The following is a 19,315-nucleotide window of genomic DNA, read 5'->3' as shown; positions in this document are numbered from 1 at the left end:
ACCAAATGGCGGAAGTTATCTGCCGAGCACAAGGCACCAGTAGCGAAGCGTGCTGTCGCGGCCGTCGCGCACGTAAGCGAGACCGAAGCGGGTGAAGCGCGGGTCGAGCATGTTGCGGCGGTGGCCTGGCGAATGCACCCAGATATCAAACAGCTTCTGCTGGTCGAAGCGGCCTTCGGCGATGTTTTCGGCGGCAGCGCCGGCAATGCCATTGTCTTTGACGCGCGAGGCAAAGTCCTTGCCCCAGCCGGTGGTGTGGTTCATTCGGCCGCCGCGCGCCATATAGCCGGCCTGCTGCAGCGCTGCCTGCTCGAGCTGCGCATCGGGGACAAGCGGCCCGAGACCCGCCGAAGCGCGGATGCCGGCCAGCGTGCCAGCGGCGGAGGCAGAGACACCGGCGCCTTCGCCGGTGGGCAGCACGGTGGCGCAGGCGACGAGCCCGGCAAGGGCGCCAAGGCCGGCAGCTCTGAGCAGCACGCGCCTGCTTAGGCTTGGTTGGGCCCCATAATTTTCGATTTTCGTAACGGTCATGCCCGCCTGACATAAGCGCGATCATGGCTTTTGCCGGGCGGGGCGGTGAAAATGCGTGATGATGGTTTCCGGCTCGATACCAGTCAGGCACGGACAGACAGTTTCTTTTGCCCCATCTCTGCGGCTTCACGAGCGCTGGCGAGGTATCCTCGGTTGCAAATTTTCTCTGGGGGATATCGCTTGCAGTGACGACCGGAGCGATTCGTACGCCTGAGCACCAAGCAGCCTCCGGTATTGGTCTTCGAGACGCTGATTGAAATCGTGGACGGTCCGGATCACCGCAAGCGTCGCGTCAGTTGCAACGATTAATTTGGCCCGTCGGTCGTTCGGATCATGCGAGCGCCGAACATAACCGAGGCGCTCCAGTTCATCGATCAACTCACCCATCGATGCTTTGCCAATGCCCGCACGCTCTGCGAGGACGCTGGGTCGGGTTCCCTCCGCGTCGATGTTGGCGAATAAAGCGCCGTGTTTGGGCTTGATTGCCGAATGGCCGCTCTCCCGGAGAACCTGGACCAAAGCGCTCGCCGACGATTGATAAGCATAGAGAAGCAGAGACTGCGTGTATGGCGGATTATCCATCTTTCCAAACTTATATGGTGTCCATATAGTATGGCAACCGAACTATATGACAGGAGGTCAGCATGGCTGCCGGCAACGTCCGAACTGAAGGGGTGGAAAGTGTCGCGCACAGGCTGATCGAAGCTTGGAATCGTCACGATGCTCGCGCCTTTGCCGCCGTATTCGCGGCAGATGCCGAATTTACAAACGTCTTCGGTATGCAGGCGACTGGACGTGACAAGATCGAGCAGTTCCATGCCCCAATTTTTGAGAAGATGTTCAAGCACAGCCACCTATCCGCGGAAAGCGTGCGGAACAGGCTTGTTCGCCCTGATGTTGCCACGCTCGACCTGCGGTGGTCCATGACTGGCGCACTCGATCCGATGGGAAACGAATGGCCGCGTCGGCTCGGATTAATCAGCGTAGTGGCGACGCGGGATCACGATGAATGGTTGATTGCAACGATGCACAATATGGAACTTGGAGACGATCAAATGGCAAAGTCTCAGGAGAAACTTCAAGAGGATAAGTAGGCTCTTCATTCACGTCAGAGTCGAAAGCGACAGCCATCCAGCATGGTCAGCCGATCTGATCGGGCAATGAGATCGAACGGCGGGTCAGGTGAATCGGGATTGGCGAGCCATGCTACAGGAGTTGGTGCTGGATGGCCCGCGCCTTGCCCGGTTTGGCCGGCCACAATGGCGCGCCATATAAGCCGGTCGCTTGGTCTTGCGGGATCTAATGTATGAACGGCTTGGCGCGCGCTGGGCTCTCGCCGGCAGTTCTTTGCGGCGCGGTGATCGCCGGTCGGCTATTCCGCCGCCACGAGTTTGGTTTCCGGCGTCGATGAAACCCGGCCGGCCCGATCGTCTTCGGTATGTTCCCACCAGTCGCCCAGGGCGTCGATAAGCGGCACAAGCTTGAGGCCGGGCTCCGTGAGGTCGTAATCCACGTGTAGCGGATAGCCGACATGCGCCGTTCGCCGCACGATCCCGGCTTCCTCCAGCTTGCGCAGTTCCAGCGCCAGGATGCGGTGCGACACTGCCGGGTTGTCACGCCTCAAATCGCTGAAGCGCTTGGTACCATCCTTGAGATAATAGAGCAGCAAGGTGGGCCATCGACCGCTGAGCACACGCATGGTCTCCTCGATCGGGCAGCGTGAGACGACATCTTTCATGGCGGGGACCTGGTTACAGAATAGTGCCTAATTTACATGGGGCGACCAGCGTTTAGGGTCAAGTTTCGCTGCGCAGCGTGACCCCTAACATGGAAGAGACAAAGAAATGGAACCTATTCTCCTTTACGGCTTCCCGCTGGGAAGTTCGATGGGGCTTGTCGCTGCTTTTGAACGCCTCGGACAACCCTATCGCCTGTGTCGTGTCGACATGCTCACTGAGATGAAGAACGAGGCCTATGCCAGCATCAACGGCCGTCAGGAAACGCCGGTGTTGATCACGGACGAGGGCAGGGTACTCACCGAGACCATGGCGATTGCCGCCTGGCTCGAAGCCCGCGATACGCAACGCCGTATCAGCTTCGATCCTCGCTCGCCGGAGGCCGACCGGATGCACCAGCTGGTCGCCTTCATAAACACCGGCTTCACCGCCGCCTTCACCCCGCTCTGGGCGGCATATGAAATGGAGTCGGCCGAACCGGTGCTGCTGGCGACTTTACGTGATTTCGGCCGCAAGGTCGTTACCAACCGCCATAACCAGCTTGAGGCGATGATCCTCGACACGGATTTCCTGATCGGCGAGCGGCTGACGCTTGCCGACACCACGTTGATCGGCGTGGCGCGCTGGGCGGAATTCCACCAGGCGGTCGACGGCGCCGCTTACCCAAAGTTGGCGGCGCTACGCCGCCGCATCGAAGCCGATCCGGCCGTGCAATACGCGCTCGCTGTCGAGGCTGGCGAAAAGCTCGCCGGGTCAGGCGCTTGCTTCGGTCACTTGCCGCTGGCCGAGGTGATCGATCGCTTCGCGGCGTAACTGTTCGCTCAGCGCCCGGCGCCCTGGCGCCGGGCGCTGGCGACAAGCACGCCCAGATCGGCTATCATGTCACCGTTCTTGAAGTGGCAGCTGCAGGCGGCCATCCTGGCGGTGACCGCCCCGACACACGGGAGAAAGGTTATGGCCGGCTTTCATGTCATGGCTGATGCACGTGGAATGCATGTACAGCCCACGGTGCGCCGCATCAGCACCGAGGATCTGATTGATGCGCTCCGTCTCGGCGTCGAGGATTTCTGGGCCAAGCCGTCGCATTATGTGTTCCTGTGCCTGATCTATCCGGTGGTCGGCCTGATCCTGACGCAGTGGACCTCGGGCTCGAACGCCATCCAGCTCATCTATCCGCTGATGTCCGGCTTCGCTTTGGTCGGTCCGTTCGCGGCTATCGGCCTTTACGAAATCAGCCGCCGGCGCGAGTTCGGCATGGATACATCCTGGTGGCATGCGCTCGATGTGCGCCACTCGCCGGCGCTCCCCGCGATTGCAGTCATCGGTATTATGCTGCTGGTACTGTTCCTGCTCTGGCTGTTCACCGCGCAGTCGATCTACACCGGCCTGTACGGCAATCAGCCTCCGGCCTCTATTGCCGGCTTTATTCGCGAGGTGCTGACGACCAGCAAGGGCTGGAAGCTGATCCTGCTCGGCAACCTGGCCGGGTTCGCTTTCGCCGCGATCGTTCTGGCGACGACCGTCGTCGCCTTTCCGCTGCTGCTGGACCGCGATGTCGGCGCGGTCTCGGCAGTCGAGACGTCGGCGCGCGCCGTCCTGACAAACCCGCTGCAGATGGCGCTGTGGGGCCTGATGGTCGCCGTGCTCCTGGTCATCGGCTCGATCCCGCTATTTGCCGGGCTTGCCGTCGTCATGCCCATCCTTGGCCACGCGACCTGGCATCTTTATCGCAGGGTGGTCGAACCGGAGCGGGCGGAGCAGGTCAGGCGGCCGATGTAGGACCGATCAGCGTTGCGCGTCGGTTGCCATCTTGACGGCCAGCGCGGTCAGCACCGTGCCCATCATCCAGCGCTGGATCACCATCCATAAGGGCCGCCCGGCGAGGAAAACCGCGATCGAGCCGGCCGTCACCGCGATGATGGCGTTGACGGTCAGGCTGATCGCTACCTGCGGGGCACCGAGCACTAGAAGCTGCGACAGCACGTGGCCCTTGCCGGGGCTGATGAATTGCGGCAGCAGCGACAGATAGAGCACTGCCACCTTCGGGTTGAGCAGGTTGGTCATCAGGCCCATCGCGAACAGCTTGCGCGGCCTGTCTTTCGGCAGTTCGCGGATATGGAAGGGCGAGCGCCCGCCGGGCTTCACCGCTTGCCAGGCGAGCCACAGCAAATAGAGCGCGCCGGCAAGGCGCAGCACATCATAGGCAAAGGGTACGGCGAGCAGCAGCGCGGTGATGCCGAACGCCGCCGACAGCACATAGAACAAGAAACCGAGCGCCACGCCGCCCAGCGAGATCAGCCCGGCCTTCGGCCCCTGCGACAGCGAGCGCGAGATCAGATAGATCATGTTCGGGCCGGGCGTCAGCACCATGCCGAGGCAGACCAGCGCGAAGGCAAGGTGGTTGGCGGGTTCAGGCAAGAGCGCATCTCCGGATGGGAACACTCACCACATGCTTCCATCATCCGCAAGGGCATGAGGGCAGGAGCCTTTGCGCCAGTGCGCCGGGCCTCCTGCCTTAGTTCCCGGACGACAATCTTGCGGACACAATGAAAGCTGGTGACAGGGCGAAGCGCTTCGGTTAATCCGGGCCGGCCGCTACGGACCGTCGGTCGCGGCGCTTGCAAGCATCATGGTACAGGGACAACGGCATGGCGGATTCGCCCGACATCATCGGTTCGCTCGCAGACTTGTCGGGAGCCTATTCAGCCATACTGTGCGACGTCTGGGGCGTGGTGCACAATGGCGAATGGCATTTCCCGGCGGCGGCTGCCGCGCTGATCGCTGCTCGCGCGGCGAGAATACCTGTCGTGCTGATCACCAATTCGCCGCGCCGCAGCGCCGACGTGGTGGCGCAGATGAACGCCATCGGCGTTCCTCCCGCTGCCTATGACCGTGTCGTAACGTCCGGCGACGTTACCCGCGATCTGATCGTCGAAGGGCCGCGAAAGATCTTCCATATAGGCGCCGATCGGGATTTCACGCTCTATGAGGGCCTCGACGTCGAGCTCGTCGAGGAGTTCGAAGCATCCGGCGTGGTCTGCACCGGCCTGTTCGACGACGAGGTGGAGAAGCCGGAAGATTATGCCGATCTTCTGCGGCGGCTGCGTGCCAGGAACCTGCCCTTCATCTGCGCCAATCCCGACATCGTCGTCGAGCGCGGCGAACGCATGATCTGGTGCGCAGGCGCTTTGGCCCGCGAATACGCACAGCTTGGCGGACGCACGCTGATCGCCGGCAAGCCGTACGCGCCGGTCTATGACGTCGCCATGAAGGAGGTCGCCGTCATTCTCGGCCGCCCGGTCGAGCGTTCGCAAGTTCTGGCCATCGGCGACGGCATGATGACCGACATCAAGGGCGCGGCCGACAATGGCTTCGACGTGCTCTACGTATCGGGCGGCATCCATGCCCGCGATTACGGTGAGACGCTGCAGCCGGATCCGGCTAGGCTCGCGGCCTTTCTGGAAAAATACGGCTACAGGCCGGTCGCGGTGATTCCCAGACTGCAATAGGTTCAAGCCATGACGGCAATGTTCGAACGCATTTCCGCAACCGCACCGCTGCCGGCCCATCTGCGCGGCGGCGTGGTGGCTATCGGCAATTTCGACGGCGTCCACCGCGGCCACCAGGCGGTGCTCGAACGCGCGCGCGCCGAAGCGGAGCGTCGCGGCGTACCCGCCCTGGTGCTGACCTTCGTACCGCATCCGCGAAAGGTTTTCAGGCCGGACATGCCGTTGTTCGTGCTGACACCGCCGCCGATGAAGGCGCGGCTGTTGTCGCATCTGGGCTTTGCGGCGCTGGTCGAGCAGCCGTTCACACGCGAGTTCGCCTCCTTGTCGGCGGAGGCTTTCGTCACCGGCGTGCTCGAGCGCAACCTCGGCATAAGCCACGCCGTCACCGGCTTCGATTTCCATTTCGGCAAGGACCGCCAGGGCGGTCCGGCCTATCTGATGGCTGCCGGCGAGCGCCACGGCTTCGGCGTCACGCTGGTCGATGCGTTTCGCGACGAAAGCGCCGAGGTGGTGTCGTCGAGCCGCATACGCACGCTGCTGTGCGAGGGCAATGTGGCCGAGGCCGCCGGCTTGCTCGGCTACCGTTTCACCGTCGAGGCGGAGGTGATCGGCGGCCAGCAGCTCGGCCGGACACTCGGCTTTCCGACCGCAAACATGAGGCTTTCGCCGGAAGCCACCCTCAAGGAAGGGATTTATGCCGTCCGCTTCCGCCGCGCCGACGGTTCCCTTCATGATGGCGTCGCCAGCTTCGGCCGCCGGCCGACGGTCGACGACAATGGCGCGCCATTGCTGGAGACCTTCGTCTTCGACTTTTCCGGCGACCTCTATGGCGAGATTTGTGCCGTGTCCTTCTTCGGCTACCTGCGCTCGGAGGTGAAGTTCGACGGGCTTGACGCGCTGGTCGCCCAGATGAAGCGTGACGAGGCCGAGGCGAAGGCACTGCTCGCCGGCGTCAGGCCGCTTTCCGGGCTGGACCGCGCGATCGCGTTTTGACAACCCGCGCCGTCGTCGTCCGCGTCGCTTCGCCCTGGGATGATGAAGCTGGGGATTTCAGCCAATCTCGAAGGTATGCGATAGAAATGAACGACGAGCATTACCTGTCGGCGTCCTGCAATCCGCCATGTCGATCACAATTTATCTCTTCAGCGCCAGGCCGACGGCAATGAAGGTCCAGCCTTGGAAAATCAGGTCGACGGCTAGGAACAGGCCGAGCACCCACACGCTGTTGAACGGCCAACCCATGGCGATGACCAGTCCCGCCAGCGCGCTGATGACGCCGGCCGTGACCACCCAGCCCCAGCCCGGCTGCGGCCGGTGGCTGTAGCCGACCCAGGCCCTGAGCACGCCTGAGGCAAGCAGCGCGACCGCCAGGAGGAATGTCAGCACCGCCGAGGCCAGCAGTGGATTGTAGAAGGCGAAGAACCCGGCGACGGCGTAGAGAAGCCCGCTGAGCAGCCAATAGAAGAAGCGGCCCCATGTCTTCACGCCGAAGGCATGGATGATCTCGACAATGCCGGCCATCAGCATCAGCCAGCCGACGACATAAACCGAGGCGACGGTTGCGATGAACAGATTGCCGAAAGCAATGCCGCCGAAGATGAGCAGCAGCACCCCGAGCGCGACGAACCATCCCCACTTCGCCCGCGTCTGGCCAATGGCGTCTTTCATGGCATCGCTGTGCACGGTCATTGCCCTTCTCCGTCAAGGTTGCCTAGCTTCTTTGTTCCGAAAGGTAGCGCCGATCGCCTTGCCCGTCCAGCGAGCAGGCTGTGAGCGCAACACTCCCGAGCGATCCGCTTGCCAGACCTTCGCTTTTTATCCGAAGCGGCCAAATACCAGATGGAATATTCGATCGTGTGCAGCGGTGGGCCAGCGCTAAAAGATGACAAGCGGGTTTACGGGCGACCCCCGTCGTCCCGTGTATTCGCCATGGCGCAAGTGAAACGAAAAATTGCCAGCGCTGGAATTGGCCCTTTATCGATGACGTGCGGCTGCTGCTGTATACCGTTTTCTACGCTTGATGAGGCTGGGGAAGCAAAATGAGCGATATGGACGAACACCGCGATCTGCTGGAGATCAATGCCATCCGCAGGCTGTTGACGTCAAAACCACGAACGGTCCGCTGGGACGAACGCCGGGCACGGCTCGACGAAGTCGGTTCGGTCTGGCCGGTCGCGGAGGACATCCGATGCGAGCATGTGGTTTTCGATGGCCTCGAGGGAGAGTGGTCCCTGGCGCCTGGCAGTGACAGGGATAAGATTCTGCTCTTTTTCCACGGTGGCGGCTACTGCTCCGGCTCTCTTAAAAGTCATCGTCGAATGGTGACCGAGGCAGGTCGGGCAATGGGAATGCGCACCCTCGCGATCGACTATCGACGCGCGCCGGAACATCCTTTCCCTGCGCAACATGAAGACGCACTCACCGCATGGCGCTTTCTGAGGCGGCAAGGCATCGCGCCGGATCGCATCGTGGTTGGGGGAGACAGTGCGGGCGGCAATCTCACCCTGTGCCTGGTCAGTATATTGCGCACGGCAGGCGAGCGGTTGCCGCGATGTCTTTGGCTGTGTTCGCCCTGGACGGACCTTTCGATGTCCGGCGCGACACTATCAACCAAGGACGCAATCGACCCTATCATCCACCGGGCGTATTTGGGGGAACTGGCAACCGCCTATGTTCCCAATGGCGTTGGTCGGCGCGATCCGCTGATCTCGCCTTTGTTCGCCGATCTGAGCGGATTTCCCCCAATGCTTATACAAGTCGGTTCGGCCGAGACGCTGTTGTCGGACGCAACTCGGCTCGCGGAAGCCGCTGGCGCGGCTGACGTCAAAGTACGTCTCGAAATTTGGCCGCATATGATTCACGCTTGGCCGGTTTGGAATGCGGGGCTGGGTGCCGGTCGGCGCGCTCTTCACAGCGCGGGCATGTTTGCCCGCGAATATTTATAACCCCTGCCGAGGCAGCTGCTGGCGCATTCCAAACGTCTTGATCTGGAATCTTGGTGCGCCAGTACAATTCGCTGCAATGCGGAAAACAGCCCGGCCAATGCCGCCAACGTTACGGACATTAAGTCAAATTTTACCGAACTGGCGCCATGGCTTGGATAAAGGCTGATAGTGTTCGTCAACGCGTTCGACGTATGGAGTAATGATGCGGTCTGTCCCGACGGTCTTGGCCGCATTCATGCTCGGCGCCTGCGGCGTTGCCAAGGCAGGCGAGGGCACCTTTGGCTGGATGTCCGGAGACTGGTACCTGACGGTCGGCGCCACCGGCATGGTTGCCCCGAATTTCGAAGGCGGCAAAAAGTACCTGCTCAGCGCCTCGCCGATCATCTCGCTCGGCAAAGCTGGTCCCGCGGCGCGCTTCACCTCGCGCAACGACAATATCTCGTTGGCATTGATCGACGATGGCGGCGTCCGCGCCGGCCTGACAGGCAAGTTCCTGTTTTCCCGCGACGGTGGTGATGCCGACGAGTTGAAGGGCCTCGACCCGGTGCGCTGGGGCGGCGAGGCCGGCGGCTTCTTCGAATTCTATCCTTTGGATTGGCTGCGTGCCCGCGCCGAATTGCGGCATGGCATTCGCGCCCATAACGGCTTTGTCGCCGACATCGCCGCCGACGCCTTTTACGATGTGACGCCCGATGTCAGGATTTCGGGCGGGCCGCGCGTTTCATTCGCCTCATCGGACTATTTCGACGCCTATTACGGCGTTGATGCCGAGGAGTCCCTGGCCTCGGGGCTCAGCGAATATCATCCCGGTGGCGGGGTGAAGTCGGCGGGCCTGGGCGGCGCGGTGACCTGGAAGGTGACCGAGCCGATGACGGCCAGTCTGTTCGGCGAATATTCCCGCCTGATGGGCCCGGCCGGCGATTCCAGCCTGGTCAAGGAGCGCGGCGATCGCAACCAGTTCACGATCGGCGTGTCGACAACCTACCGCTTCGATTTCTCGATGTGAGCGGGCGGGCGTCGGCTCATTTGATCAAACGGCTGTCGAACGGATAATGGTATAGGCCCGCAATCGTAATGCGTGACGCATCGTCATGGGTCGGGTTGAGCAGATAGTTGTTTGCCTTGCGCATTATGATCGAAGGAATTTTCATGAGCGCGTAACGATTGGCCGAGAGAAAGTCCGTGCCCTGTCGCCGTGTCGATTCCATGTCCTTGTCCCAGCCGTCCTGAATAACCGGTTCGGTCATTTCTATTCCGTCCGGAACGTCGATTTCGATAAGCTGGTAGGTTTCCGGAACGGTTTCGCGCGTCGCATGCACCAGTATCTCCAGCAGTGCCGTCGAAGGGTGGTCGGTGCAATAGACGATGGGCATTCCGCGCCTGTTCCATCTTCCATCAACGAGCGTTCCGCCACGACCCGAGAGATCCGCGAAACTGGAGATGCGCCAGATGCGCATCGTCAGGCAAGCATGCCAAAGTCGATACGGATAAGCTCTTCGGAAACGACGTGGGCGCCGGTCTCTGTCTCAAGGAGATCGATCGGCCTTGCACCATCCAATGCTATGATCTCGCTTCTCAGCCAACGCTGGGCTTTCTCATGGCTACCGAATACCCGATCCGCCTGCTCGGCGATGCGTTCAAGGCGCAGGGCGCGGTCGGATTCAGCTGGCGAAAGCGGCTCGGCATGTTCCTTGCGACGCGCCAGCGTGCGGCGGGGGGCAACGATACGATAGAGTTCTTCGCTACTGAAACCCAGACTGCGCAGATGATCGATCTTGTCCGTAGGGACGGAAAAGTCGCGTGTTGCGCGAATTGCCCTTGCTGCGACCGACATGAATTGTTTCCTTGGCACTGCAGGCCATTTGCCTACAAATGTATGCGCAATTGGCACCTAACGCAAGGAAGCATCAGAGTTCGGGCTTTTCAATATCGCCTGTCTCGGTTAAAAGCCCAGCCATGACGAGCTTTTCGCGCCTTCTCGCGACTGCGATACGAATTACAGGCCCGGTGTTCCGGGCGGCTTGACCGCCGCCGGGGCCGCCGGGAATCTTGCGCGCGGCCTCTCGCGCTTTTTCCAGATCATCAACGCATATCGCCCAAAAGTGGGTCCGGTTTTGGGAAGACGATATGCGTCAAAGCGAAGAACTTCAACGCCCGGGCTCTTTTGCCGCCGGCAACGCATATGGCAGACGAATGACTGATACCGAGACCGCCGAGACGATCGACTATTCCAAAACGCTCTACCTGCCGCAGACGGATTTCCCGATGCGCGCCGGTTTGCCGGAAAAGGAACCGCTGCTGGTCAAGCGCTGGCAGGACATGGACCTTTACCGCAAGTTGCGCGAAGACGCAGCCGGCCGCGAAAAATACGTGCTGCACGACGGCCCGCCTTACGCCAATGGCAACATCCATATCGGCCACGCGCTGAACAAGATCCTCAAGGACGTCATCACCCGCTCGTTTCAGATGCGCGGCTATGACTCGAACTATGTACCCGGTTGGGATTGCCACGGCCTGCCGATTGAATGGAAGATCGAGGAGCAGTACCGCGCCAAGGGCAAGAACAAGGACGAGGTGCCGGTTAACGAGTTCCGGCAGGAATGCCGTGAGTTTGCGGCGCACTGGATCAAGGTGCAGGGTTCCGAGTTCCAGCGCCTCGGCGTCGTCGGCGACTTCGACAATCCCTATACGACGATGGCTTTCCACGCCGAGGCGCGCATCGCCGGCGAGCTGCTGAAATTCGCCATGTCCGGCCAGCTCTATCGCGGCTCCAAGCCGGTGATGTGGAGCGTCGTCGAACGCACCGCGCTGGCCGAGGCGGAGGTCGAATACCAGGACTATGAGTCGGACACGATCTGGGCGAAGTTTCCGGTCGTCAGCCTCGCTCGCCAGGTCATCAACATCGAGGATGGACAGCCAGCCCTGGATCCCAAGCTGACGCAGACGTCGCTCGATCTGCTTGATGCCAGCGTCGTCATCTGGACGACGACGCCGTGGACAATCCCCGGCAACCGCGCCGTCAATTACTCGCCGCGCATCAACTATGGTCTCTATGAGGTTACAGCGGCCGAGAACGCCTTTGGTCCCCAGCCCGGCGAAAAGCTGATCTTTGCCGAGAAACTTGCAGACGACGCTGCCGCGAAGGCCAAGGTCACCCTGAATCGGCTTCGCAACGTTGGCGCCGAAGAGCTTGAAAATCTTACGCTTTCGCATCCCCTCAAAAGTCTGGGTGGCGGCTACGATTTTCCCGTGCCCATGCTCGCCGGCGATCATGTCACCGACGATGCCGGCACCGGATTCGTCCACACCGCGCCGGGACACGGCCGCGAAGACTTTGACGCCTGGATGGATGCCGCCTCTGACCTTCGCCAGCGCGGCATCGACACTGCGATCCCCTTCACCGTTGACGATGCCGGCTTCTTCACCAAGGACGCGCCGGGCTTCGGCCCGCACCGCGAGGGTGGAGCGGCGCGCGTCATCGACGACAATGGCAAGAAGGGCAACGCCAACCAGGCTGTCATCGACGAGCTGATCAAGCGCAACGCGCTGTTCGCGCGCGGCCGCCTGAAGCACTCCTATCCGCATTCCTGGCGCTCGAAGAAGCCGATCATCTTCCGCAACACGCCCCAATGGTTCGTCTATATGGACCAGGAGCTTGGCGACGGCACGACGCTGCGCGGCCGCGCGCTGAAAGCCATCGACGATACCCGCTTCGTGCCCGCCGCCGGCCAGAACCGCATCCGCGCCATGATCGAGGAGCGCCCCGACTGGGTGCTGTCGCGCCAGCGCGCCTGGGGCGTGCCGATCGCCGTCTTTGCCGATGCCGACGGCAACGTGCTGCGCGACGAGGCAGTCAACCAGCGCATCATGGACGCCTTCGAGAAAGAAGGCGCCGACGCCTGGTTCGCCGCCGGCGCCAAGGAGCGGTTCCTCGGCAATCACGATGCCTCGAGATGGCAGCAGGTCATGGACATCCTCGATGTCTGGTTCGATTCAGGCTCGACGCATGCCTTCACGCTTGAGGACCGGCCCGACCTGAAATGGCCGGCCGACCTCTATCTCGAAGGCTCCGATCAGCATCGCGGCTGGTTCCACTCGTCGCTGCTCGAAAGCTGCGGCACCAGGGGCAGGGCGCCCTATGACACCGTTGTCACCCATGGCTTCACCATGGATGAGGAGGGGCGGAAAATGTCGAAGTCGCTCGGCAACACGGTCGTGCCGCAGGACGTCATCAAGCAGTCCGGCGCCGACATCTTGCGGCTGTGGGTGGTGACGACCGATTATTGGGAAGACCAACGGCTCGGCAAGAACGTGCTGCAGACCAATATCGACGCCTACCGCAAGCTGCGCAACACCATCCGCTGGATGCTGGGCACACTCGCCCATGACGACGGCGAGGAGGTGCCGCTGGACAAGATGCCGGAGCTGGAGCGGCTGATGCTGCACCGGCTCGCCGAACTCGATGAAGTCGTACGCTCGGGCTACGACGCGTTCGAATTCAAGCGCATCACCCGCGCGCTGCTCGACTTCATGGTGGTCGAGCTATCGGCCTTCTATTTCGACGTCCGCAAGGACGCGCTTTACTGCGAAGCGCCTTCCAGCGTGAAGCGCAAGGCTTCCGTGCAGGTGGTGCGCCATCTCTTCGACTGCCTGGTGAAATGGCTGGCGCCGATGCTGCCCTTCACTATGGAAGAGGCTTGGCTCGACCGTCATCCGGATGCGGTCTCGGTGCATCTCGACCAGTTCCCGAAAATCCCGGCGGACTGGAAGGACGAGGCGCTGGCGGAGAAGTGGCGCAAGGTGCGGCAGGTCCGCCGTGTCGTCACCGGCGCGCTGGAAATCGCCCGCGCGCAGAAGGTCATCGGCTCTTCGCTGGAAGCGGTGCCGGTCGTCACCCTCGACGATGCCGCGCTCGAAGCGGCGATCGCCGATGTCGATATGGCCGAGATGGCGATCACCAGCGATCTGGTAATCGTGCACGGCAAGGCGCCGGCGGGCAGCTTTACCCTCGACGACGTTAAAGGCGTCGCCGTGGTCGTCGAGAAGGCGGAGAACCGCGGCCTGGTGAAGTGCGCGCGCTCTTGGCGCTACACCGCCGATGTCGGCTCAGATCCGGAATTCCCGGATGTTTCGGCCCGTGACGCCGCTGTCCTGCATGAACTCAAGGCTTTGAGCCGCCTCTAAGGCGGTGCACAAATGCCACGGCGGGCAGCCGATCGGCCCCGGCGCGTTGCCCTTAACGAGTGGTTGAGGTAAACACGCGAAACTCCGGACGACAAATTGTCGCCGGAATTCCGTCGGAAGAGCATAGGCGACGGGGACCGGACCTTTCTTTGGCCGGCGGCAATCGAGAGGCTGTCTACAGTGGGACTTTTTGGCATGACCGAGAGAACTTACGCGCGCGTTGCGCTGCTGGCGCCGCTTGTCGTATCGGGCCTCGCCTTGTCCGGCTGCATGGGCTCGCCCACTTACGGGACCGACAAGCCTGCTGCCTCGCAGCTTGCCGACGACCTCACTGGGGCTTTTTCCTTTGCACCCAAGCGCAAGAACAACATCGACTACAAGCCGCGCCCCACGCTGGTGAAGCCAGGGCCGGGGCAGAAGGAAGTGTTGCCGCCGCCCCAGGAAAGCATCGAGACGGCAAGTGCCGAATGGCCCGAATCGCCGGAGCAGCGCCGTGCCCGCCTGCGCGCCGATGCCACCCTGCATCAGGACGACCCGGCCTACCAGGCGCAGATTGTCGATGACGTGCAGACCGACCCGGTGGCCGTCAAGGCCGCGATGGCGCAGTCGGCTTCGAGCCATCCGCCGGCCTGGACTCCAGCGGAGTCGGACAAGGGCCGCGCCGCGGAAGTCAAGCGCCGTCTGGCTGAAGGCAAACAGGGCGACCCGACCACCCGCAGATATCTGAGCGAGCCGCCGGTGCAATACCGCGCCGCCGCCCCCACCGCGCCGGTGGATGACCTCGGCGAGGATGAGTACAAGAAGGAACGCCGCCTCAAGAAGGAGGCGGCCGCCAAGAGCAAGAGCGGCGGCATGTTCGACTGGCTGCCTTGGTAGCCTGACAGCGCCAGAGACGTTCTTGCCTGGATTGGCTGACTTGGATTTGGACCGTCTGCCGGACTGGAAAATCAGGGTCCGCGTCGCTCGCGAAAAAAGTCTTTCAGCAGCGCTGCCGCAGCGTTCTCGGCCATGCCCGGATAGATGTCGGGCACATGGTGGCAGGTCGGTGACGTGAAGAAGCGAACGCCGTTGACCACTGCGCCGCCCTTCTCGTCGGCAGCGCCGAAATAGAGCCGGCGCAACCTGGCGAAGGAGATGGCGCCGGCGCACATGGCGCACGGCTCCAGCGTCACATAGAGATCGTGGCCGCTGAGCCGCTCGCTGGAAAGCTTGCGGCAGGCTTCGCGGATCGCCAGCATCTCGGCATGAGCGGTGGGATCGGCGAACTCGCGGGTGCGGTTGCCGGCACTCGCAACGACCGTATCGCCGCCGACGACGACCGCGCCAACCGGCACCTCGCCACGCTGGGCGGCGGCTTCGGCTTCTTTCAGCGCCAGCGCCATGAAATCCTGCCGCTTCACGCGGTTTCCATTCCGATTATCTCCTCGCCACTAGAGCGCGATCCTGTTACTACCCGCGCAAACGAGCAAAGGCCACATGGACGACAAAAACAAGAAATTCCCGCGCAAGGCCGGCCCGAAGCCGGCAGGGCCGCGTGGTCGCGATAGCGCTCCCGGCAAGGGCGGCAAGCCGTCCTTCGGCGCCAAAAAACCCTACACTCCGCGCGGCGACCGGCCGGCGGCGGCCGAAGGCGAACGGCCGAAGCGCGACTTCAAAGGCGACCGGCCATTCAGCAAAGGGCCGCGTCCGGAAGGCAAGCCTTATGAACAGCGCGAGGGTCCACGCAAGCCGTACGCACCGCGCGGCGACCGGCCAGCGGCGGCCGAAGGCGAACCGCCGAAGCGCGACTTCAAGGGCGGCGACCGGCCGTTCAGCAAAGGGCCGCGTCCGGAGGGCAAGCCTTATGAGAAGCGCGAAGGTCCGCGCAAGCCCTACGCGCCGCGCGGCGACCGGCCGGCCACTGCCGAAGGCGAGCACGGCGAATGGCGCTTCGACCGTCCCAAGCGTGACTTCGGCGATCGTCCCAAGCGTGATTTTGGCGGCGATCGGCCGCAAGGTGGACAAACGGCACGGGCGGGGTCGGACGGCGGCTTCAAGCCGCGCCCGCGTCGCGTCGAGCTAACGGAAGAAGCCGGCGAACGCATTGCCAAGCGGCTGGCGCGTGCCGGCCTGGCCTCGCGCCGCGACGCCGAGGAACTGATTGCGGCCGGTCGCGTCAAGGTCAATGGCAAGGTGTTGTCCTCGCGGGCCTTCAACGTGATGCCCGGCGACATCATCCATCTCGACGGCATGGAGATCCCGCCGATCGAGCGCACCAGGCTGTTCCTGTTCCACAAACCGGCCGGCGTGGTCACCACCAACCGCGATCCCGAAGGCCGCAAGACCGTCTTCGATGTGCTGCCCCCCGGGCTGCCGCGGCTGATGACCATCGGCCGGCTCGACATCAACACCGAAGGCCTCCTGCTGCTCACCAATGATGGCGGCCTGTCGCGCGTCCTCGAACTGCCGGCCACCGGCTGGCTCAGGCGCTACCGCGTGCGCGTCCACGGCAAGGTCGAGGAAAGCGCGCTTGCCGGCCTGCGCGAAGGCCTTGCCGTCGACGGCGTCTTTTATGGCGCCATCGAAGCGACGCTCGACCGCGAGCAGGGCTCGAACGCCTGGCTGACACTCGGCCTGCGCGAAGGCAAGAACCGCGAGGTCAGGAACATCCTGGGCTCGCTCGGTCTCGACGTGACGCGGCTGATCCGCATTTCCTACGGGCCGTTCCAGCTCGATGATTTGCCGGAAGGCCATGTGCTGGAGATCAAGGGCCGTGTGCTGCGCGACCAACTCGGCGAGCGTCTGGTCGAAGAGTCCGGCGCCAATTTCGACGCCGATATCGCCAAGCCATTTTCCAACAAGCCGGTCAGGCGTGAGCGGGAGGAGGAGCCCGAGCGGCCGAAATTCAACCGCGACGGCGAACGCCGGCCGATCGGCGAGGGCGGCCTGATCAAGAACCGCAAGCGTCGCGAAGGCAGCCGCGACGAAGCGCTCGGCAAGCTGTCGACAAGCCCCGACAGGAGCTTTGGGCCGAAAAAGAGCTTTGGCGAGCGTGGCCCCAGACCTGAACGCAGCGACTTCGGGGACAAACCCCGTGGCGACAAGCCTCGTGGCGGCTTCGGTGGCAAGAAATCCGAACGGGAGCAGCGGCCGATCGAGCCGCCGGGCCAGCGCAAGGCCAATGTCTGGATGGCGCCGGGCGCACGGCCGATCGGCAAGGGCAGGGCGGAGGCAGACGCCGCCAAGGCGGCAGAAAACAAGGCGCGCAAGGCCTCGTTCAAGCCGTCTTACGGCAAGCCCGGCGGCAAGCCGCAAGGCGGCGGTGCAAAGCCGTTCGGCAAGCCACGCGGCGAGCGTCAGGATGGCGGTGGCGACCGGCCGCGCGGCGGCCCGAAGGGAAGCAATGCGGATCGTCGGCGGTGAGTTTCGCGGGCGTCCGCTGGCGACGCCCCGCACCTTTGCCATCCGCCCGACGACCGACCGCACGCGTGAGGCGGTCTTCAACGTGCTGGCGCATCGCTTTCCCGAAAGACTGGACGGCGCGCGCGTCCTCGACCTGTTCGCCGGCACCGGTGCGCTCGGCCTCGAAGCGCTGTCGCGCGGCGCCTCCTACGCTGTCTTCATCGAAGAATCCGCCGAGGGGCGCGGCCTGATCCGCACCAATGTCGAGGCCTTCGGCCTCACCGGCCGCACCAAGATATTCCGCCGCGACGCGACGGCCCTGGGCGAGGCGGGCACCATCGCCGCATTCGGCCTGGTCTTCGCCGATCCGCCCTATGGCAAAGGCCTTGGCGAACGGGCCTTGCGCTCGGCCAAGGCCGGCGGCTGGCTCGCCCCCGGCGCGCTCTGCGTCGTCGAGGAAGCGACGGCGGCGCTGTTAGAGGCAGGGCCGGGCTTCTCGGTTGTCGACGAGCGCAACTATGGCGAGACGGTCATCCGGTTCATCGAGGCCGCCTGAGTTCGGTGTCCGCGATGGCGCCTTCAAAATGACGCACAATTCGCTTTGCCTCGACCTGCAACCCCGCCTATCGTCCCACCACCAAACCGGAGCCATCTATGACATTTCAGGCTGAATGGCTACGCGCAACGCTCTTGGGGCTGGCTCTGGTGATGGCCGCGCCGGCTCTGGCGGGCAACAATCCCGACGACGGCGTCGTGACCGATTTCCTGCTCGACAACGGCATGGAGGTCGTGGTCATCCCCGATCACCGCGCCCCGATCGTCACCCATATGGTCTGGTACAAGATCGGCAGCGCCGACGAGCCGCCGGGCAAGTCCGGCATCGCCCATTTCTTCGAGCATCTGATGTTCAAGGCGACCAGCAACCATGCGGCCGGCGAACTCGACCGCGCCGTCGCCGCCATCGGCGGCTCGGACAACGCCTTCACCTCCTACGACTACACCGCCTTTCACGAGACGGTGGTGCCGCAGGCGCTCGGTGAGATGATGGGCTTCGAGGCTGACCGCATGCGCAATCTCATCCTCAACGACGATGTCATCAAGACGGAGCGCGACGTCATCCTCGAGGAGCGCCGCTCGCGCATCGACTCCAATCCGCAGGCGGTGCTCGACGAGGAAGTCGATGCCACGCTGTGGCAGAACCAGCCCTACCGCATCCCGGTCATCGGCTGGATGCAGGAGATGGAGAAGCTGAACCGCACCGACGCGATGGCCTTCTACAACAAATATTATACACCCAATAACGCCGTGCTGGTGGTGGCCGGCGATGTCGAGCCGGAAACGGTCAAGGCGCTGGCCGAAAAGACCTATGGCAAGGTCGCGCGCGGCCCGGATCTGCCGCCGCGCATCCGCCCGGTCGAGCCGGAACAGAACACCAGGCGTACGGTGACGCTGACCGACGGGCGCGTCAGCGTGCCGAGCTTTACCACGCAATGGGTGGTCCCGTCCTATCACACGGCAAAGCCCGGCGAAGCCGAAGCGCTCGACGTGCTGTCCGAAATCCTCGGCGGCGGCAACCGCAGCCGGCTCTACCAGGAGCTTGTCGTCAGGCAAGGCATCGCCGCGACGGCCGGCGCCTTCTTCCAGGGCACCATGCTCGACGACACCAATTTCACCGTCTACGGCGCGCCGCGCGGCGATGCCAAGCTTGCCGACGTCGAGGCCGCGGTCGACGCCGAGATCGCCCGCATCGCCAAAGACGGCGTCACCAGCGACGAGCTGGAAAAATCCAAGGACCGTTTCGTACGCTCGATGATCTTCGCCCGCGACAAGCAGGAGGACATGGCCAACATCTATGGCTCGACGCTCGCCACCGGCGGCAACGTCCAGGACGTTCAGCAATGGCCGGACCGCATCCGCAAGGTCACCGCCGACCAGGTCAAGGCGGTCGCTGCCCGCTATCTCAATCTCGACCACGCAACGACCGGCTATCTTCTGCCGCAAACCCAAGCTGGGAATTGATGTGATGATG

At 63.2% G+C, this 19,315-nt stretch carries 20 protein-coding genes; 12 read left to right on the top strand and 8 right to left on the bottom strand.

Going from position 1 to position 19,315, the window contains the following annotated elements:
* Window positions 1-15: 15 nt before the first annotated feature.
* The gene (locus NKI63_RS28290) at window positions 16-531 is read right to left on the bottom strand and encodes a CAP domain-containing protein (protein ID WP_352508889.1); all 516 of its coding nucleotides are present in this window, start codon (window positions 529-531) and stop codon (window positions 16-18) included.
* Window positions 532-657: 126 nt separating this feature from the next.
* Window positions 658-1,113: a MarR family winged helix-turn-helix transcriptional regulator gene (locus NKI63_RS28285; protein ID WP_352823998.1), complete on the bottom strand. Its 456-nt coding sequence runs from the start codon at window positions 1,111-1,113 to the stop codon at window positions 658-660.
* Between the two features lie 62 nt (window positions 1,114-1,175).
* On the opposite strand from NKI63_RS28285, the gene NKI63_RS28280 reads away from it, so the two are divergent.
* Complete coding sequence (locus NKI63_RS28280; RefSeq protein WP_352508891.1) at window positions 1,176-1,625, top strand: SgcJ/EcaC family oxidoreductase; 450 nt, start codon at window positions 1,176-1,178, stop codon at window positions 1,623-1,625.
* 278 nt (window positions 1,626-1,903) lie between these two features.
* Here NKI63_RS28280 and NKI63_RS28275 read toward each other — a convergent pair whose 3' ends face one another.
* Window positions 1,904-2,269 (bottom strand): winged helix-turn-helix transcriptional regulator, encoded by a 366-nt coding sequence (locus NKI63_RS28275; protein ID WP_352508892.1) that lies wholly within the window; start codon window positions 2,267-2,269, stop codon window positions 1,904-1,906.
* Between the two features lie 106 nt (window positions 2,270-2,375).
* Between NKI63_RS28275 and NKI63_RS28270 the strand changes: the two genes are divergently transcribed.
* Both NKI63_RS28270 and NKI63_RS28265 read left to right on the top strand, forming a co-directional pair.
* Window positions 2,376-3,080: a glutathione S-transferase family protein gene (locus tag NKI63_RS28270; RefSeq protein WP_352508893.1), complete on the top strand. Its 705-nt coding sequence runs from the start codon at window positions 2,376-2,378 to the stop codon at window positions 3,078-3,080.
* Between the two features lie 141 nt (window positions 3,081-3,221).
* Window positions 3,222-4,046 (top strand): DUF2189 domain-containing protein, encoded by an 825-nt coding sequence (locus NKI63_RS28265; RefSeq protein WP_352508894.1) that lies wholly within the window; start codon window positions 3,222-3,224, stop codon window positions 4,044-4,046.
* 6 nt (window positions 4,047-4,052) lie between these two features.
* On the opposite strand, the gene NKI63_RS28260 is transcribed toward NKI63_RS28265, so the two are convergent.
* Window positions 4,053-4,685 carry a LysE family translocator gene (locus NKI63_RS28260; protein WP_352823997.1) on the bottom strand — a complete coding sequence of 211 codons (633 nt, stop codon included), beginning with the start codon at window positions 4,683-4,685 and terminating at the stop codon, window positions 4,053-4,055.
* A gap of 230 nt (window positions 4,686-4,915) precedes the next feature.
* Here NKI63_RS28260 and NKI63_RS28255 point away from each other — a divergent pair, with 230 nt between their 5' ends.
* Entirely contained in the window at window positions 4,916-5,776 is an 861-nt protein-coding gene (locus NKI63_RS28255) for a TIGR01459 family HAD-type hydrolase (RefSeq protein WP_352508895.1), read from the top strand.
* Between the two features lie 9 nt (window positions 5,777-5,785).
* Window positions 5,786-6,769, top strand: a complete 984-nt coding sequence (locus NKI63_RS28250) for a bifunctional riboflavin kinase/FAD synthetase (protein WP_254817425.1) — start codon at window positions 5,786-5,788, stop codon at window positions 6,767-6,769.
* Between the two features lie 141 nt (window positions 6,770-6,910).
* On the opposite strand, the gene NKI63_RS28245 is transcribed toward NKI63_RS28250, so the two are convergent.
* On the bottom strand, window positions 6,911-7,465 hold the full coding sequence (locus tag NKI63_RS28245) for an HdeD family acid-resistance protein (protein ID WP_254817426.1): 555 nt from the start codon (window positions 7,463-7,465) through the stop codon (window positions 6,911-6,913).
* Window positions 7,466-7,815: 350 nt separating this feature from the next.
* Here NKI63_RS28245 and NKI63_RS28240 point away from each other — a divergent pair, with 350 nt between their 5' ends.
* Both NKI63_RS28240 and NKI63_RS28235 read left to right on the top strand, forming a co-directional pair.
* Complete coding sequence (locus tag NKI63_RS28240; protein WP_352508896.1) at window positions 7,816-8,721, top strand: alpha/beta hydrolase; 906 nt, start codon at window positions 7,816-7,818, stop codon at window positions 8,719-8,721.
* A 199-nt stretch (window positions 8,722-8,920) separates the two neighbouring features.
* Window positions 8,921-9,727 (top strand): MipA/OmpV family protein, encoded by an 807-nt coding sequence (locus NKI63_RS28235; protein ID WP_502896144.1) that lies wholly within the window; start codon window positions 8,921-8,923, stop codon window positions 9,725-9,727.
* 16 nt (window positions 9,728-9,743) lie between these two features.
* Here NKI63_RS28235 and NKI63_RS28230 read toward each other — a convergent pair whose 3' ends face one another.
* Together NKI63_RS28230 and NKI63_RS28225 are read right to left on the bottom strand one after the other, a co-directional pair.
* Window positions 9,744-10,178: an RES family NAD+ phosphorylase gene (locus NKI63_RS28230; RefSeq protein WP_352479905.1), complete on the bottom strand. Its 435-nt coding sequence runs from the start codon at window positions 10,176-10,178 to the stop codon at window positions 9,744-9,746.
* 2 nt (window positions 10,179-10,180) lie between these two features.
* Window positions 10,181-10,555, bottom strand: coding sequence for an Xre family toxin-antitoxin system antitoxin (locus NKI63_RS28225; RefSeq protein ID WP_352479906.1), 375 nt, complete (start codon window positions 10,553-10,555; stop codon window positions 10,181-10,183).
* 359 nt (window positions 10,556-10,914) lie between these two features.
* Between NKI63_RS28225 and ileS the strand changes: the two genes are divergently transcribed.
* Entirely contained in the window at window positions 10,915-13,905 is a 2,991-nt protein-coding gene (gene ileS, locus NKI63_RS28220; protein ID WP_352479907.1) for an isoleucine--tRNA ligase, read from the top strand.
* Between the two features lie 195 nt (window positions 13,906-14,100).
* Complete coding sequence (locus tag NKI63_RS28215; RefSeq protein ID WP_352508897.1) at window positions 14,101-14,781, top strand: hypothetical protein; 681 nt, start codon at window positions 14,101-14,103, stop codon at window positions 14,779-14,781.
* A gap of 71 nt (window positions 14,782-14,852) precedes the next feature.
* Here NKI63_RS28215 and NKI63_RS28210 read toward each other — a convergent pair whose 3' ends face one another.
* Window positions 14,853-15,305, bottom strand: a complete 453-nt coding sequence (locus tag NKI63_RS28210; RefSeq protein ID WP_352479909.1) for a nucleoside deaminase — start codon at window positions 15,303-15,305, stop codon at window positions 14,853-14,855.
* Window positions 15,306-15,381: 76 nt separating this feature from the next.
* Between NKI63_RS28210 and NKI63_RS28205 the strand changes: the two genes are divergently transcribed.
* The 3 genes from NKI63_RS28205 to NKI63_RS28195 all read left to right on the top strand — a co-directional run bounded on the left by NKI63_RS28205 (window position 15,382) and on the right by NKI63_RS28195 (window position 19,305).
* Entirely contained in the window at window positions 15,382-17,307 is a 1,926-nt protein-coding gene (locus NKI63_RS28205) for a pseudouridine synthase (RefSeq protein WP_352823996.1), read from the top strand.
* Window positions 17,288-17,842 carry a 16S rRNA (guanine(966)-N(2))-methyltransferase RsmD gene (rsmD, locus tag NKI63_RS28200; protein WP_352508899.1) on the top strand — a complete coding sequence of 185 codons (555 nt, stop codon included), beginning with the start codon at window positions 17,288-17,290 and terminating at the stop codon, window positions 17,840-17,842. Before NKI63_RS28205 ends, rsmD begins: the two co-directional genes overlap by 20 nt.
* 98 nt (window positions 17,843-17,940) lie before the next feature.
* Window positions 17,941-19,305 carry a M16 family metallopeptidase gene (locus NKI63_RS28195; protein ID WP_352508900.1) on the top strand — a complete coding sequence of 455 codons (1,365 nt, stop codon included), beginning with the start codon at window positions 17,941-17,943 and terminating at the stop codon, window positions 19,303-19,305.
* Window positions 19,306-19,315 lie beyond the last annotated feature (10 nt).

This window comes from Mesorhizobium sp. M0410 (assembly GCF_040321435.1).
GTDB lineage: Bacteria > Pseudomonadota > Alphaproteobacteria > Rhizobiales > Rhizobiaceae > Mesorhizobium.
Note: the sequence above shows the minus strand (reverse complement) of the source record. Positions and strands in the feature narration are given on the sequence as shown.

Excerpts from the sequence above, each read along its gene's own strand:
- NKI63_RS28285 (WP_352823998.1), bottom strand. The coding sequence starts at position 1,113 with ATGGATAATCCGCCATACACGCAGTCTCTGCTTCTCTATGCTTATCAA.
- NKI63_RS28270 (WP_352508893.1), top strand. The coding sequence starts at position 2,376 with ATGGAACCTATTCTCCTTTACGGCTTCCCGCTGGGAAGTTCGATGGGG.
- NKI63_RS28290 (WP_352508889.1), bottom strand. The coding sequence starts at position 531 with ATGACCGTTACGAAAATCGAAAATTATGGGGCCCAACCAAGCCTAAGC.
- NKI63_RS28205 (WP_352823996.1), top strand. The coding sequence starts at position 15,382 with ATGGACGACAAAAACAAGAAATTCCCGCGCAAGGCCGGCCCGAAGCCG.
- NKI63_RS28250 (WP_254817425.1), top strand. The coding sequence starts at position 5,786 with ATGACGGCAATGTTCGAACGCATTTCCGCAACCGCACCGCTGCCGGCC.
- rsmD (WP_352508899.1), top strand. The coding sequence starts at position 17,288 with ATGCGGATCGTCGGCGGTGAGTTTCGCGGGCGTCCGCTGGCGACGCCC.
- NKI63_RS28230 (WP_352479905.1), bottom strand. The coding sequence starts at position 10,178 with ATGCGCATCTGGCGCATCTCCAGTTTCGCGGATCTCTCGGGTCGTGGC.
- NKI63_RS28235 (WP_502896144.1), top strand. The coding sequence starts at position 8,921 with ATGATGCGGTCTGTCCCGACGGTCTTGGCCGCATTCATGCTCGGCGCC.
- NKI63_RS28240 (WP_352508896.1), top strand. The coding sequence starts at position 7,816 with ATGAGCGATATGGACGAACACCGCGATCTGCTGGAGATCAATGCCATC.
- NKI63_RS28215 (WP_352508897.1), top strand. The coding sequence starts at position 14,101 with ATGACCGAGAGAACTTACGCGCGCGTTGCGCTGCTGGCGCCGCTTGTC.
- NKI63_RS28195 (WP_352508900.1), top strand. The coding sequence starts at position 17,941 with ATGACATTTCAGGCTGAATGGCTACGCGCAACGCTCTTGGGGCTGGCT.
- NKI63_RS28280 (WP_352508891.1), top strand. The coding sequence starts at position 1,176 with ATGGCTGCCGGCAACGTCCGAACTGAAGGGGTGGAAAGTGTCGCGCAC.
- ileS (WP_352479907.1), top strand. The coding sequence starts at position 10,915 with ATGACTGATACCGAGACCGCCGAGACGATCGACTATTCCAAAACGCTC.
- NKI63_RS28275 (WP_352508892.1), bottom strand. The coding sequence starts at position 2,269 with ATGAAAGATGTCGTCTCACGCTGCCCGATCGAGGAGACCATGCGTGTG.
- NKI63_RS28245 (WP_254817426.1), bottom strand. The coding sequence starts at position 7,465 with ATGACCGTGCACAGCGATGCCATGAAAGACGCCATTGGCCAGACGCGG.
- NKI63_RS28265 (WP_352508894.1), top strand. The coding sequence starts at position 3,222 with ATGGCCGGCTTTCATGTCATGGCTGATGCACGTGGAATGCATGTACAG.
- NKI63_RS28255 (WP_352508895.1), top strand. The coding sequence starts at position 4,916 with ATGGCGGATTCGCCCGACATCATCGGTTCGCTCGCAGACTTGTCGGGA.
- NKI63_RS28225 (WP_352479906.1), bottom strand. The coding sequence starts at position 10,555 with ATGTCGGTCGCAGCAAGGGCAATTCGCGCAACACGCGACTTTTCCGTC.